Source organism: Massilia niabensis (assembly GCF_042655085.1).
Classification (GTDB): domain Bacteria; phylum Pseudomonadota; class Gammaproteobacteria; order Burkholderiales; family Burkholderiaceae_D; genus Telluria; species Telluria niabensis.
The window spans coordinates 92400-106001 of sequence record NZ_JBHSMU010000016.1; the positions used below are offsets into that span (position 1 = coordinate 92400).

The 13602-nt window shown below is 64.4% G+C and carries 9 protein-coding genes; 4 read left to right on the forward strand and 5 right to left on the reverse strand.

Features of this window, described 5'->3' with window-relative positions; genetic code table 11:
* The first annotated feature begins 251 nt into the window (after positions 1-251).
* Positions 252-1655, forward strand: a complete 1404-nt coding sequence (locus ACFPN5_RS21320; RefSeq protein ID WP_379785847.1) for a pyridoxal-phosphate dependent enzyme — start codon at positions 252-254, stop codon at positions 1653-1655.
* Positions 1652-2830, forward strand: coding sequence for a trans-sulfuration enzyme family protein (locus ACFPN5_RS21325; protein ID WP_379785848.1), 1179 nt, complete (start codon positions 1652-1654; stop codon positions 2828-2830). The genes ACFPN5_RS21320 and ACFPN5_RS21325 overlap by 4 nt, the downstream gene beginning before the upstream one ends.
* Here ACFPN5_RS21325 and ACFPN5_RS21330 read toward each other — a convergent pair whose 3' ends face one another.
* The 4 genes from ACFPN5_RS21330 to clpS form a co-directional block, all read right to left on the reverse strand.
* Positions 2831-4459 (reverse strand): methyl-accepting chemotaxis protein, encoded by a 1629-nt coding sequence (locus ACFPN5_RS21330; RefSeq protein WP_379785849.1) that lies wholly within the window; start codon positions 4457-4459, stop codon positions 2831-2833.
* 116 nt (positions 4460-4575) lie between these two features.
* Positions 4576-7977 (reverse strand): S41 family peptidase, encoded by a 3402-nt coding sequence (locus tag ACFPN5_RS21335; protein ID WP_379785850.1) that lies wholly within the window; start codon positions 7975-7977, stop codon positions 4576-4578.
* Positions 7978-8132: 155 nt separating this feature from the next.
* Entirely contained in the window at positions 8133-10433 is a 2301-nt protein-coding gene (gene clpA, locus ACFPN5_RS21340; protein ID WP_379785851.1) for an ATP-dependent Clp protease ATP-binding subunit ClpA, read from the reverse strand.
* Positions 10430-10732 carry an ATP-dependent Clp protease adapter ClpS gene (clpS, locus tag ACFPN5_RS21345; protein WP_192056713.1) on the reverse strand — a complete coding sequence of 101 codons (303 nt, stop codon included), beginning with the start codon at positions 10730-10732 and terminating at the stop codon, positions 10430-10432. The genes clpA and clpS overlap by 4 nt, the downstream gene beginning before the upstream one ends.
* 369 nt (positions 10733-11101) lie before the next feature.
* Between clpS and cspE the strand changes: the two genes are divergently transcribed.
* Complete coding sequence (gene cspE, locus ACFPN5_RS21350; RefSeq protein WP_020653506.1) at positions 11102-11305, forward strand: transcription antiterminator/RNA stability regulator CspE; 204 nt, start codon at positions 11102-11104, stop codon at positions 11303-11305.
* A gap of 237 nt (positions 11306-11542) precedes the next feature.
* On the opposite strand, the gene icd is transcribed toward cspE, so the two are convergent.
* Entirely contained in the window at positions 11543-12796 is a 1254-nt protein-coding gene (gene icd / locus ACFPN5_RS21355) for an NADP-dependent isocitrate dehydrogenase (RefSeq protein ID WP_379785852.1), read from the reverse strand.
* A gap of 199 nt (positions 12797-12995) precedes the next feature.
* Between icd and ACFPN5_RS21360 the strand changes: the two genes are divergently transcribed.
* Positions 12996-13559 carry a pseudouridine synthase gene (locus ACFPN5_RS21360; RefSeq protein ID WP_379785853.1) on the forward strand — a complete coding sequence of 188 codons (564 nt, stop codon included), beginning with the start codon at positions 12996-12998 and terminating at the stop codon, positions 13557-13559.
* Positions 13560-13602 lie beyond the last annotated feature (43 nt).

Here is a 13602-nt window from a genome sequence, read left to right on the forward strand (position 1 = left end):
GGCATAGAAGCACGCCTGACAAATCGCATATCACCATAAGATTTTCTTATTTTTAAGACAATAATCCCGGTGCTATGCTGGTTGCGGGAAGCGTCGCGGGTTTGTTGGGAAATGGGCGATCACAGTTCGCGCCAGTTCAAACTCTCGGTCGCCGATCCGCCGTAGCATGCCATTTTGATCACGGCCCCCGGCGCCCACCTGCGCCCTCGTTCCGCAGTCGCGGCGCCCACCAGGCGCCCTTTGGAGGCAATATGCAACGCACTCTGCAGCACTCATCCCAGGCGGCAATCTTCTCGCTGATCGGCAACACCCCGCTGGTACAGGTCACGCGCATGGACACCGGTCCGTGCCAGTTATTCTTGAAACTGGAATCGCAGAATCCCGGCGGCTCGATCAAGGACCGCATTGGCCGCGCCATGATCGAAGCGGCTGAACTCGACGGCAGCCTTCAGCCCGGCGGCGTCGTGGTCGAGGCCACGGCCGGCAATACCGGCCTGGGCCTGGCGCTGGTGGCGCGCATCAAGGGCTACCGGGTTGTGCTGGTCGTGCCCGACAAGATGGCGGCGGAAAAAATATTGCACCTGAAAGCCCTGGGCGCCGAGATCCACCTCACCCGCTCCGACGTCGGCAAGGGCCACCCGGAGTACTACCAGGACTATGCCGCGCGCCTGGCCCGCGAGATTCCGAATGCCTGGTTCGCCGACCAGTTCAACAACCCGGCCAATCCGCGCGCCCACGAAACCACGACCGGCCCCGAAATCTGGGAGCAGACCAGCCACGAGGTCGACGCGATCGTGGTCGGCGTCGGCTCGTCCGGCACCCTCACCGGCCTGTCGAACTACTTCGGCCGCGTCCAGCCCGACCTCGAATTCGTGCTGGCCGACCCGAAGGGCTCGATCCTGGCCGATTACGTGAATACGGGACACCTCGCCAGCGAAGCCGGTTCGTGGGCGGTCGAGGGCATCGGCGAAGACTTCATTCCCGGCATCGCCGACCTCTCGCGCGTGCGCAGCGCCTACACCATCACCGACGAGGAAAGCTTCCAGACGGCGCGCGCCCTGTTGCAGCACGAGGGCATCCTGGCCGGCTCCTCGACCGGCACCCTGCTCGCCGCCGCACTGAAGTACTGCCGCGCCCAGACCAGCCCGAAACGCGTCGTCACCTTTGTGTGCGACACCGGCACGCGCTACCTCACCAAGGTCTACAGCGACGGCTGGATGGTCGACCAGGGCCTGCTGCAGCGCCCGAAGATGGGCGACCTGCGCGACCTGGTCGGGCGCCGCTTCGATGCCGGCGAAGTGGTGACGGTGGCGCCGACCGACACCCTGCTCACCGCCTTCAACCGCATGCGCAGCAGTGACCTGGCGCAGATGCCGGTGATCGACAGGGGCCGCCTGGTGGGCATCATCGACGAGTCCGACCTGCTGCTGCACGTCACGACCGATGCCCGGCACTTCGCCTCGCCAGTGGCGGACACGATGACGGCGCAGCTGCAAACCCTGCGGCCCTCGGCCAGCATGCAGGACCTGCGCGCCATCCTCGACCGCGGCCTGACCGCCGTGATCCTCGACGACGACCGTTTCGACGGCCGCCGTTTCTACGGCCTGATCACCCGCTTCGACCTCCTCAACCACCTGCGCAGGACGCTATCGTGAGCTCACCAGAGAACAAACAACACATCGCCACCCGCGTGATCCATGGCGGGCAGTCGCCCGAGCCGGCCACCGGCGCCGTCATGACGCCGATCTTTGCCACCTCGACTTTTGCACAGGAGAGCCCGGGCGTGCACAAGGGCCTCGACTATGGCCGTTCGCACAACCCGACGCGCTGGGCGCTGGAGCGCTGCGTCGCCGACATCGAGAGCGGCGGCGCGGCCTTTGCCTTTGCCTCGGGCCTGGCCGCCATCTCGGCGGTGCTCGAGCTGCTGCCGGCCGGCTCGCACATCGTCGCCGGCGACGACATGTATGGCGGCACCTACCGCCTGTTCGAGCGCGTGCGCCGCAAGAGCGCGGGGCACGACTTTACCTACGTGAACCTGGCGGACCCGGAGGCGCTGGCCGCGGCATTACGGCCCGAGACGCGCCTGGTCTGGGTCGAGACGCCGACCAACCCGATGCTGAAACTGGCCGACCTGGCGGCGATCTCGCACTTGTGCCGCGAGCGCGGCATCATCACCGTCTGCGACAACACCTTCGCCAGCCCGATCAACCAGCGGCCGCTGGAACTCGGGATCGACATCGTCGTGCACTCGACCACCAAGTACATGAACGGCCATTCGGACGTGATCGGCGGCGTGGCGCTGGTCGGTACTGGCGCGCACCATGCGCCCCTGGCGGAACAGCTCGGCTTCATCCAGAACGCGGTCGGTGCGATCCAGGGACCGTTCGACAGCTTCCTCGTGCTGCGCGGGATCAAGACGCTGGCCTTGCGCGTGGAGCGCAGCAGCGCCAACGCGCTGGCGCTGGCCGAATGGCTCGAGCACGAGCCGAAGGTCCGCAAGGTGTTTTATCCGGGGCTGGAATCGCATCCCCAGCACGCGCTGGCGCGGCGCCAGATGAGCGGGTTCGGCGGCATCATCTCGATCGAGCTGGAGTCCGACCTGGCGGGAGCGCGGCGCTTCCTGGAAGCGTGCAAGGTATTCACGCTGGCCGAGAGCCTGGGTGGGGTCGAGAGCCTGATCGAGCACCCGGCCCTGATGACGCATGCAACGATTCCGCCGGCGCAGCGGGCGGAACTGGGGATCAGCGATACCCTGATCCGTCTGTCGGTCGGGGTCGAGCACCTGGAGGACCAGCGCGAGGATTTGCGGCGGGCCCTGGCGGCGGTCTGATCAGGCGGCGGCCAGCTCCGGCGCCGCCGCCAGCAGGGCGCGTGCTTCGCTGCCCGCGACGCTGCCCGCTTCTCTACCCACTCCTGCGCGCACCTTGAACGTGCCGACCAGTTCCGACAGGTCGGCAGCCTGCCGGCGCATCGATTCAGCGGCCGCCGCGGCCTGCCCGACCATGGCCGCATTCTGGCGCGTGGACAGGTCCATGTCGGCCATGGCCGCGCTCACCTGCGCAACGCCACTGGCCTGCCCGGCGCTGGCCTGGTCGATCGCGCCGAGGATGGCGGCGACTTCCTGCACATGCCGCAGCAGCGAGCGCATCGTCTCGCCCGCCGCGCTGGCGATGCCGGTGCCGGTCCGGATTTCGCCGGCCGACTCGCCAATGAGTGTCTTGATCTCACTGGCCGCCTTCGCCGAGTGCTGCGCCAGGTTGCGCACCTCGGCCGCGACCACGGCGAAGCCGCGCCCTTCCACGCCTGCGCGCGCCGCTTCCACGGCGGCGTTCAGGGCCAGGATATTGGTCTGGAAGGCGATGCTGTCGATCATGCCGGTGATGTCGACAATCCTGTCCGCCGACGCCTTGATCGCCCCCATCCGCGCGACCAGCTGTTCGACTGCATGGGCGCCGGCGATTGCTGCCTGCGCAGCCGACTGCGCGAGTGTGTTCGCTTCCTGCGTGCTGGCGTTGTTGCGGGCGATCGCGCCGGTCAGTTCCGTCATCGCGGCCACGGTCTGCTGCAGGGCGCCGGCCTGCCTTTCGGTGCGGCGCGACAGGTCGTGGTTGCCGTCGGCGATGTCCCCCGAGGCCGCGTCGATCGCACGCGCGCCCTGCAGCACCTGCGCCACCGTCGCGGAGACGCCGCCGGTCATGCCGTTGAGCGCATCGAACAGGCGGCCGATCTCGTCGAATCGGCGGTGGCGAATGACCGGACGCAGGTCGCCATGCGCCACCTGTTCCGCGAGCATGACCGCCTGCTGCAGCGGTCCCACGATATTCCGGGTAAGGAGCCAGGCGAGCGCGGCGCCGACCGCCAGCGCGCCCGCGCCCAGGCCCAGCAGCAAGGCCTTGCCGAGGTGCGAGGCCCCCTGCGATTCGTCGGCCAGCCGGTGCGCCTCGGTGCTCTCGTGGGCCAGCAGCGCTTCCAGCGCGGCGATGCGCGCCCCGTAGGCGGCCTCCCAGCGGCCGCCTACGAGCTCTTCGACCATCTGCGTTTGCCCCAGCTCCTTGGCCTTGAACAGCTCGGCCTGGATCGCCGCCAGTGCCGCCTTGTGGCGCGCCGCGGTGTCGATCAGCGCGCCTTCGCGCCCGGAGCGCGGCAGGCTGGCCAGTTGCGCTTCGATGCCGGCGGCGCGCTTGCGGCCGTCATCGAGCTGCGCCTGGAAATAGTCCGCCAGCTCGAGGCTGTCGCTGCGCGCGATCGACACCGTGCGCGAGCCGTTCAGGCGCTCCATGCCGAGCATGTCGGAGGCGAGCTGCTGCTTGGCGAGTTTGTCGTAGACGAGGTCGGCGGTCAGCGCATCGTTGGCCTGCATGCGCCACAGCGCGACGCCCGACAAGGTGACGATCAGGAGGGAGACGATGCCGAATGAGCCAAGGATCTTGGTGCCGGTCTGGAGTTTTGCGAGTGACATTGCAAGTAGTGGAGTGGCCAATACTTGCAGTTTAGAAATTTAATATGACAGGGTGATGAATCTTGCAACGGGCATGCAGCGTGGGCCAGGACCCACGCTGCGGCAAGGACACCGCGTTATTGACGCTTCAAGGCCGGGATCGCCGCCGGTTTCCATTGTTTCACCGGCTGCTCCTTGAGTTTCTTCTCCAGCAGCTCGAGCGCCACTTCGAGCTGGCGGTCGCGCCCATTGAAAGTCTCGTGCGGCAGGTTGTCGACCTCGACATCGGGCGTCACGCCGACGCCTTCGATCAGCCACTCGCCATCGCTTGAAAACTGGCCGTTCTCGGCGACGCGCGCCATGCCGTTATCCATCAGCCCGTTGCCGTCGCTCAGCCATACGCCGGCGCCGGCCGTGCGCTTGCCGACCAGGGGCCCGAGTTTCAGGGCCTTGACGCCGGCGGCGAAGGTCTCGCCATCCGAATAGGTCAGCTCGTCCATCAGCACCACCAGGTGGCCGCGGAAGGTGTTCTGCATGTTCGGGTAGGGCTGCAGGCCGTTCGATGCCCAGAAAGCCCAGGAGCGGCGCAGCAGCTTTTCGATGATCCAGCTGTCGATGTTGCCGCCGTTATTGCGGCGCACGTCGATGACCAGGCCTTCCTTGTTGATGTTGGCGTAGAAGTCGCGCGCGAACGCATTGATGTCGCGCGCCACCATCGCGCGCAGGTGCAGGTAGCCGATCCGCCCCTTCGAAGCGGCGTCGGTTTGCTGGGCCCTGCCCTGCTCCCAGTCGGCGTAGCGCAGGCTGGCGTGGGTTGCCATCGTGGCCGGGGTGACGATGACGGCGCGCGGCTGGGTGGCGTTCACGCTTTTCACATGCAGCAGCACCTGCTTGCCGGCGGTATCGAGCAGCAGGTCGGCGATATCGCGCGCCTCCTTCAGCGACTTGCCGTTGACGGCGGTGATGATGTCGCCCTCCCTGACGTTGACATCCGGCGCGGCCAGCGGCCCTGCTTCGGACGGCAGCTCCGGCTCGCTGCGGTAAACGCGGTCGACGCGGTAGCCCTCCGCCGTGCGGCTCAGCACGGCCCCCAGGCTGGCGGGAATGCCTTCGTTTGCTGCGCGGCGCACGTCGCCCGGACGGATCTGCGAGTGCAGCGCCCCGACCTCGCCGACCATCATGCCCAGCACGTCGTCCAGTTCGGCGCGGTCGGTCACGCGCTCGACCAGCGGCGCATAGCGGGCGCGTGCGGCGTTCCAGTCGATGCCGCGCATGTTGGCGTCGTACAGGAAATCGCGGTGCATGCGCCAGGCATCGTTGAACATCTGTTTCCACTCCATGCGCGGGTTCGAGCTCACCGCCCAGTCGTCGATCTTGACCTTCGACTTCGACAGGTCGGCAGGCGCCTTGGCGCCGGCATCGACGATAAGCATGTCGCCCGGCGCGCCCCTGGCGTAGGTGCGGTAGAAGATGTGCTTGCGATCGAACGAGAGCCCGAATTCGCGCACGTTGGCGGCGAAGGTTTCAGGCTGCGGGCTGCTCCTCGAGATCGCCACGGTCTTGAGCGTGCCCTTGGCGCCGTCATCGTCGGCTTCCAGCAGGTAGAGGCGCTTGTCGTCGACGGCGAGCGCGCGGTAATTGCCGGGCGCGACCGGCACTTCGTACAGGCGTTCGCGCAGGCCGCTGTAGGCGATCGGGGGCGTCGGCGGCTTCGGCTTGTCGCTGCCGGCCTTGTTGGCAGCCGTCGCGCTGGCAGCCGCGGTGGCCGCCGCCACCGCCGCATTCCTGGCCCCATCCGGCTCGTCGGCGCCGGGCGCCTTGACCGCGGCCCTGGCGGCGGCTTCGGGCGACTTTTCTTCGGGGCGGGTCAGCTCGTCCTCGGGCTTGAAGGGGAAGCGTTCGCCCTGCTGTAGCGCCAGCGCATAGACGCCGACGCGCTTGTCGAACACGGGCCCCATGTTGCGGTCGCCCCAGACCGAGACATTGCCGACGTTGAAGTGGCGCGCGGACAGGAAATACAACCACTTCCCGTCCGGCGAGAATACCGGGGAGCTGGCCTCGTAGCGGTCGGTCGTCACGAAACTGATGGCGCGGGTCGCGAGGTTGAACATGCCGATCTGGTCGCGCCGCTCGCGGCTGCCGGCACGCACGAACGCGAGGTTGCGGCTGTCGGGCGACCACACCACCTGGTCCGAGCGGTCGATGCCCATCAGGCCGGCGTCATCGATGATGACATTGGTCCGGGCCGCCAGGTCGAGGAGCCAGGTGCGTCCCTTCTTGTCGGTGTGGGCGAGCCACTTGCCGTCCGGTGACGGGTACAGGTTCCAGCGGTGGCTGGCGCCGTCCGTGGTCAGGCGTTCGCCGTGGCCGGAACCGTCGGCGGCGTAGCGCCAGATCTCGTTCTCGCCACTGGTGTCGACGAATGCGTAGATCCACTTGTCGTCATGGCTGAACACGGCGGCCCTGGCACGGGCGCCTTCCGGCACCGCGATTTCGACGCGGCGGTAATTGCCGGTGCCGGCGATGGTCACGCGTCCGCGCGCCGTCAGCACGATGCGCTCGAGCTTGTTGGCCACTTCGATGCCGGTCAAGGCATCCAGCGGCGACTTTACGCGGCGCACGCGCTGCTGGTCGAAGTCCGACAGCAGGGTGGCGCTCAGGCGGGTGTCGCCGCCGCTGGCAATGTCGAACACGCGCAGGTCGGCCCCCAGCTGGTAGGCGATGCGCCCGTCGCCGAGGGAGGCGGTGCGCACGTCCCACTGCTTGTGCTGGGTGAGCTGGCGGCGTTCGCTGCCGTCCGGGAGCGCCGTCCAGAGATTGTCGGCGCCGCCCGCATCGCTGATGAAGTACAGGCGGCCCTGCCACCACATGGCGCGCCGGTTGTTGGCGCGGTTATGCGTGGATTCACCCTGGAACAGCGGCCGGGCCTCGCCTTTTGACGTCAAGTCGAACCGCCACAACTGGGCATGGGCGCCACCGCGGTAAGCCTTCACATTGTCATTGGTCATCGACAGGCCCATGCGCGTGAAATACACGGTGCGGCCCGCGTCGTCCAGCACGGCGTCATTGGCATCGGCCAGCGGCAGCACGCGGCGCGTGAGTTTGGCCGGGTCGAGTGCGGCGACGATGCGGTGCTTGGCCGGGCCGACCGAATTTTCGGTACTGACCAGCACCTCGCCCTGCGCCGTCCAGCCGAGCACGGTCACGCCGCCGTTTTCGAAGGTGATCCGGCGCGGCAGGCCGCCTTCGAGCGGCATCACATAGGCTTCCTGGGCGCCTTCGTAGGAGGCGGCAAAGGCGGCGAACTTGCCGTCATGCGAGATCGCGGCGTGGGTTTCGCTCGACGGGTGCGTGGTCAGGCGCGTGGCCTTGCCGCCAGCGGTCGTCGTGCGCCAGAGGTCGCCCTCGGCGGTGAACACGATCGTGTCGCCGCGCACGGCGGGGAAGCGGAAATAAGGGTCGGCGGCGGTGGCGCTAGTACCGATGAGCGCCAATGATGGGGCTAACAGCAGCGCGAGGATGGTGCGAGACACGTTCATGTTCAGAGGCAAAGTTTGCTAGGGAGCATGAGTTTGCCATAGGGGAACGACTAGTTGGCGGGCATAGTCGTAAAAAAGACGGACGCAGCAGCATGTTGGCTGGACGGCGAAAAAAAACCGCGCACGGGGCGCGGTTTTTGGTGAACAATCGAGACTTACTCGATCTCAACCGTCTCGGCCGGGGCCGGCGGCGGCAGTGCGTCGCCTTCCGGGAACTCGAGCGTGACTTCGTCCTTCTCGTTCATGTCCACCGTGATGCGCCCACCGTTGGTCAGGCGGCCGAACAGCAGCTCGTCGGCCAGCGCTTTCCTGATCATGTCCTGGATCAGGCGCGACATCGGGCGCGCACCCATCTGCGGATCGAAACCCTTTGCACCGAGGAACTTGCGCAGCTTCTCAGTAAAGATGGCTTCCACCTTCTTCTCGTGCAGCTGCTCTTCCAGTTGCATCAGGAACTTGTCGACGACGCGCAGGATGATTTCCTCGTCCAGCGCACGGAAGCTGATGATCGCGTCCAGGCGGTTGCGGAACTCCGGCGTGAACATGCGCTTGATGTCGGCCATCTCGTCGCCGGCTGCCTTCGAATCGACAAAGCCCACCGAGCGCTTGGTCAGGCTTTCCGCGCCCGCGTTCGTGGTCATGATGATGATCACGTTGCGGAAGTCGGCCTTGCGTCCGTTGTTGTCGGTCAGCGTGCCATGGTCCATCACCTGCAGCAGGATGTTGAAAATGTCCGGATGGGCTTTCTCAATCTCGTCGAGCAGCAGCACCGCATGCGGCTTCTTGGTGATGGCTTCGGTGAGCAAGCCACCCTGGTCGAAACCGACATAACCCGGCGGCGCACCGATCAGGCGCGACACGGCGTGGCGCTCCATGTACTCCGACATGTCGAAGCGGATCAGCTCGATACCGAGGATGAACGCGAGCTGCTTGGCCACCTCGGTCTTGCCGACGCCGGTCGGACCGGAGAACAGGAAGGAGCCGATCGGCTTGTCCTGCTTGCCCAGGCCCGCACGCGCCATCTTGATGGCCGAAGCCAGCGCATCGATGGCCGGGTCCTGGCCGAAGACGACGTTGCGCAAATCGCGGTCGATCGTCTGCAGCTTGCTGCGGTCGTCCTGGTTGACCGTTTGCGGTGGAATCCGCGCGATCTTCGCGATGATTTCCTCGATCTCGGTCTTGCCAATGGTTTTCTTCTGCTTCGACTTCGGCAGGATGCGTTGCGCCGCGCCCGCTTCGTCGATGACGTCGATCGCCTTGTCCGGCAGGTGACGGTCGTTGATGAAGCGCGCCGCCAATTCCGCCGCAGTCGAGAGTGCCGACGACGAGTACTTCACGCCGTGGTGCTCTTCGAAGCGCGACTTCAGGCCACGCAGGATCTGCACGGTCTGCTCGACCGACGGCTCGTTCACATCCACCTTCTGGAAGCGGCGGGACAGTGCATGGTCCTTCTCGAACACGCCGCGGAATTCCGTGAACGTGGTCGCGCCGATGCATTTCAGCTGGCCGTTCGCCAGGGCCGGTTTCAGCAGGTTCGATGCGTCGAGCGTGCCGCCCGAAGCCGAACCAGCGCCGATGATCGTGTGGATCTCGTCGATGAACAGGATGCCGTTCGGCGTGTCCTTCAGCTGCTTGAGCACGGCCTTAAGGCGCTGCTCGAAGTCGCCGCGGTACTTGGTGCCGGCCAGCAGCGCACCCATGTCGAGCGAGAACACGACGGCGTTCTGCAGGATTTCGGGCACGTCTTCCTGGACGATGCGCCATGCCAGGCCTTCCGCGATCGCGGTCTTGCCGACACCGGCTTCGCCGACCAGCAGCGGGTTGTTCTTGCGGCGGCGGCACAGGATCTGGATCACGCGGTCGACTTCTTCCTCGCGGCCGATCAGCGGATCGATCTTGCCGTCGGCAGCAGCCTTGTTCAGGTTCTGCGTGAACTGGTCGAGCGGGCTTTCCTTCGTTGCGCCTTCGACTTGCGCCTCTTCCACGCCTTCCGACGCCTTCTGGCTGTCGATCTGCTGGTCCTTGCGCACACCGTGCGAAATGAAGTTGACCACGTCGAGGCGGGTCACGCCCTGCTGGTGCAGGTAGTAAACAGCGTGCGAGTCCTTCTCGCCGAAGATGGCGACGAGCACGTTGGCGCCAGTCACTTCCTTCTTGCCGTTCGAGGCCGACTGCACGTGCATGATCGCGCGCTGGATCACGCGCTGGAATCCGAGCGTCGGCTGGGTGTCGACCTCGCCCGTGCCTGGCACGGTCGGGGTGTTGTCACCGATGAAATTGGTCAGGGTCTTGCGCAGGTCGTCGATATTGACCGCGCATGCACGCAGGACTTCAGCGGCCGAGGGATTGTCGAGGAGCGCAAGCAGCAGGTGCTCCACGGTAATGAACTCGTGCCGTGCCTGTCGAGCTTCGACAAAGGCCATGTGTAGGGATACTTCAAGTTCCTGCGCAATCATACTTCCTCCATCACGCACTGCAGGGGATGCCCCGCCTTGCGCGCATGCGTTAAGACAAACTCCACTTTGGTACACGCTATATCTTTGGAAAACACCCCGCACACTCCTTTACCATGACGGTGTACGGAGAGCATGATCTGCGTCGCCGTTTCGCGATCCTTGTTGAAGTACTCCTGGATGACGGCCACTACAAACTCCATTGGTGTGTAATCGTCATTCAGTAATGCCACCTGATAGAGCGGCGGTGGTTTAACTACTTGCCGCTCCAGCAGCTGTTCGGTATCGTGCTTGGTTGCCATGGGCGTATTCTAAAGCGTTCAAGGATGATGCAAAGCGTAAATGTCAGATCAATGCGATGAGATCACTACAATCAGCTCACTTCAATTCGCCTTTATCTTACTTGTTTTCCGTTGATAGCGCAGATGGCGTCCCGATTGCCGAAATCAAGGGCTGGGTTGGCACGGCAGTATGAGACAGTATGCATGTCGTATGAAAAAATTAACAACAGACGTATCAAAGGGCTTGACTTACAACTTTAGTGCATCAACAATGGAAACATTGACATGTACTTATGTACTTGTTGATAAGAAGTGAGCAGGCTGAGGAGGGGGCAAGAAGCTTCTTGCTTTTATGGCTCGTGTGATTTGTTTATATTTGAAAGTTCTTTTATGGCAACTGGTACTGTTAAGTGGTTCAATGATTCCAAAGGCTTTGGCTTCATCACTCCAGATGACGGCGGTGAGGATCTGTTCGCGCATTTCTCCGCAATCAACATGAACGGTTTTAAGACCCTCAAAGAAGGTCAGAAAGTCCAATTCGAAGTCACGCAAGGCCCTAAAGGCAAGCAAGCTTCCAACATCCAGGGCATGTAATACTCCCCTGGGAAGCGAGAAACCCCGCTACACGCGGGGTTTTTTTTCGCCCCGCCGGGCCTGCCAGGCCCTGTTCCATTACCCTGCCCTTCGCCCCGCAGCGTGCGCCAGCCGCTGCAGGAATACCGTACCACAGCCAAAGAAAAAGCCCCGTCCCGCTAGCGCGGTCGGGGCTTCCCGGATGAACTGCGTCAACCGATGCGTGTGTTCCTTACATCTGCACCTTACATCTGCGCGTTACATCTGTTCAATCATCACGTCGCCGAAGCCCGAGCACGACACCTGGGTCGCGCCCTCCATCAGGCGCGCGAAATCGTAGGTGACGCGCTTGGAGGTAATCGCCCGCTCCATCGAGGCGATGATCAGGTCGGCCGCCTCGACCCAGCCCATGTGGCGCAGCATCATTTCGGCCGACAGGATGAGCGAGCCCGGGTTCACATAGTCCTTGCCTGCATACTTGGGCGCGGTGCCGTGGGTCGCTTCGAACATGGCGACCGAATCGGACATGTTCGCACCCGGCGCGATGCCGATGCCGCCGACCTGGGCCGCGAGCGCGTCCGAAATATAGTCGCCGTTCAGGTTGAGGGTGGCGATCACGCTGTATTCGGCCGGGCGCAGCAGGATCTGCTGCAGGAAGGCGTCGGCGATCGAATCCTTGATGATGATGTCGCGCCCGGTCTTCGGATTCTTGAAGCGGCACCATGGGCCGCCGTCGATCAGCTCGGCGCCGAATTCACGCTGCGCCAGGGCATAGCCCCAGTCGCGGAACCCGCCTTCGGTGTACTTCATGATGTTGCCCTTGTGGACAATGGTCACCGAAGGCTTGTCGTTGTCGATCGCGTACTGGATCGCCCTGCGCACCAGGCGCTCGGTGCCTTCACGCGAGACCGGCTTGATCCCCAGGCCCGAAGTTTCCGGGAAGCGGATCTTCTTGACGCCCATCTCTTTCGTGAGGAATTCGATGACCTTCTTGACGCCTTCCGAGCCTTCGGCCCACTCGATGCCGGCATAGATGTCTTCCGAGTTTTCGCGGAAGATGACCATGTCGGTCTTTTCCGGCTGCTTCAGGGGAGACGGCACGCCCTTGAAATAGCGCACCGGGCGCAGGCAGACATACAGGTCGAGTTCCTGGCGCAGCGCGACGTTGAGCGACCGGATGCCGCCGCCCACCGGCGTCGTCAGCGGGCCCTTGATCGAGACCACGTAGTCCTTCAGCACTTCCAGCGTCTCGCCCGGGAGCCACACATCGGGGCCGTACACGCCGGTCGACTTTTCGCCGGCAAAGATTTCCATCCAGCTGATCTTGCGCTGGCCGCCATAGGCTTTCGCCACGGCCGCGTCGACCACCTTGATCATCACCGGGGTGATGTCGATGCCGGTGCCGTCGCCTTCGATATAGGGAATGATCGGCGTATCGGGAACGTTGAGCGAAAAATCGGCGCCGACGGTGATTTTCTGGCCCTCGGCGGGCACTTCGATATGCTGGTACATCGTCTTCTCCCAAGTGGTCGCATGGTGTGCGATCTACATTACAATATCGGCTACGGCTGTGGGTCTTGTATAAGACACCCACGTGTTGTGGTGTGTTGCATTATGCACCAGACCGTTTTATGACGCTACGGTTTAGCTTTTTGCCGCCTTGGCGACTGCCCCGGTGCCGGCGCCCCGCCATTTTGATCCAGATCCGTTCATGCCCCTCATTCTCTTCAACAAACCGTTCCAGGTGCTGTGCCAGTTCTCGCCGCAGCCGGGACGCGCGTCGCTCGCCGACTACCTTGATATTCCCGGCATCTACCCTGCCGGCCGGCTCGACGCCGACAGCGAGGGCCTGATGCTGCTGACCGACGACGGCAAGCTGCAGCACAAGATCGCGCATCCGGACCACAAGGAAGCGAAGACTTACCTGGTGCAGGTCGATGGCGTGGCGGATGCCGGCGCCCTGCTCCGCCTGCAGGCGCCGCTGGACCTGGGCGACTTCGTCACCAAACCGTGCCGCGCAGTGCGCATCGCCGAGCCCGATTGGCTATGGCCGCGCGATCCGCCGATCCGCGCGCGCCAGGACAAGCCGACGAGCTGGATTGCGATCACGCTGGAGGAAGGCAAGAACCGGCAGGTGCGGCGCATGACGGCGGCCGTCGGCTTGCCGACCCTGCGCCTGGTGCGCAGCAGTATCGGGCCGTTTTCGCTGGCGACGCATCCGTTGATGCCGGGGGAGTTCGTGGAGGTGCCGGTGGCGGATTTGCGCGGTAAATAAAAAAACCCGCCGGGCCAATGGCCGGGCGGGTTTTTTAATACTT

What these genes read in the sequence shown, in the direction of transcription:
- cspE (WP_020653506.1), top strand. Translation starts at nt 11,102, where the DNA reads ATGGCAACTGGTACTGTTAAGTGGTTCAATGATTCCAAAGGCTTTGGC.
- icd (WP_379785852.1), bottom strand. Translation starts at nt 12,796, where the DNA reads ATGTACCAGCATATCGAAGTGCCCGCCGAGGGCCAGAAAATCACCGTC.
- ACFPN5_RS21320 (WP_379785847.1), top strand. Translation starts at nt 252, where the DNA reads ATGCAACGCACTCTGCAGCACTCATCCCAGGCGGCAATCTTCTCGCTG.
- clpS (WP_192056713.1), bottom strand. Translation starts at nt 10,732, where the DNA reads ATGGCAACCAAGCACGATACCGAACAGCTGCTGGAGCGGCAAGTAGTT.
- clpA (WP_379785851.1), bottom strand. Translation starts at nt 10,433, where the DNA reads ATGATTGCGCAGGAACTTGAAGTATCCCTACACATGGCCTTTGTCGAA.
- ACFPN5_RS21335 (WP_379785850.1), bottom strand. Translation starts at nt 7,977, where the DNA reads ATGAACGTGTCTCGCACCATCCTCGCGCTGCTGTTAGCCCCATCATTG.
- ACFPN5_RS21360 (WP_379785853.1), top strand. Translation starts at nt 12,996, where the DNA reads ATGCCCCTCATTCTCTTCAACAAACCGTTCCAGGTGCTGTGCCAGTTC.
- ACFPN5_RS21330 (WP_379785849.1), bottom strand. Translation starts at nt 4,459, where the DNA reads ATGTCACTCGCAAAACTCCAGACCGGCACCAAGATCCTTGGCTCATTC.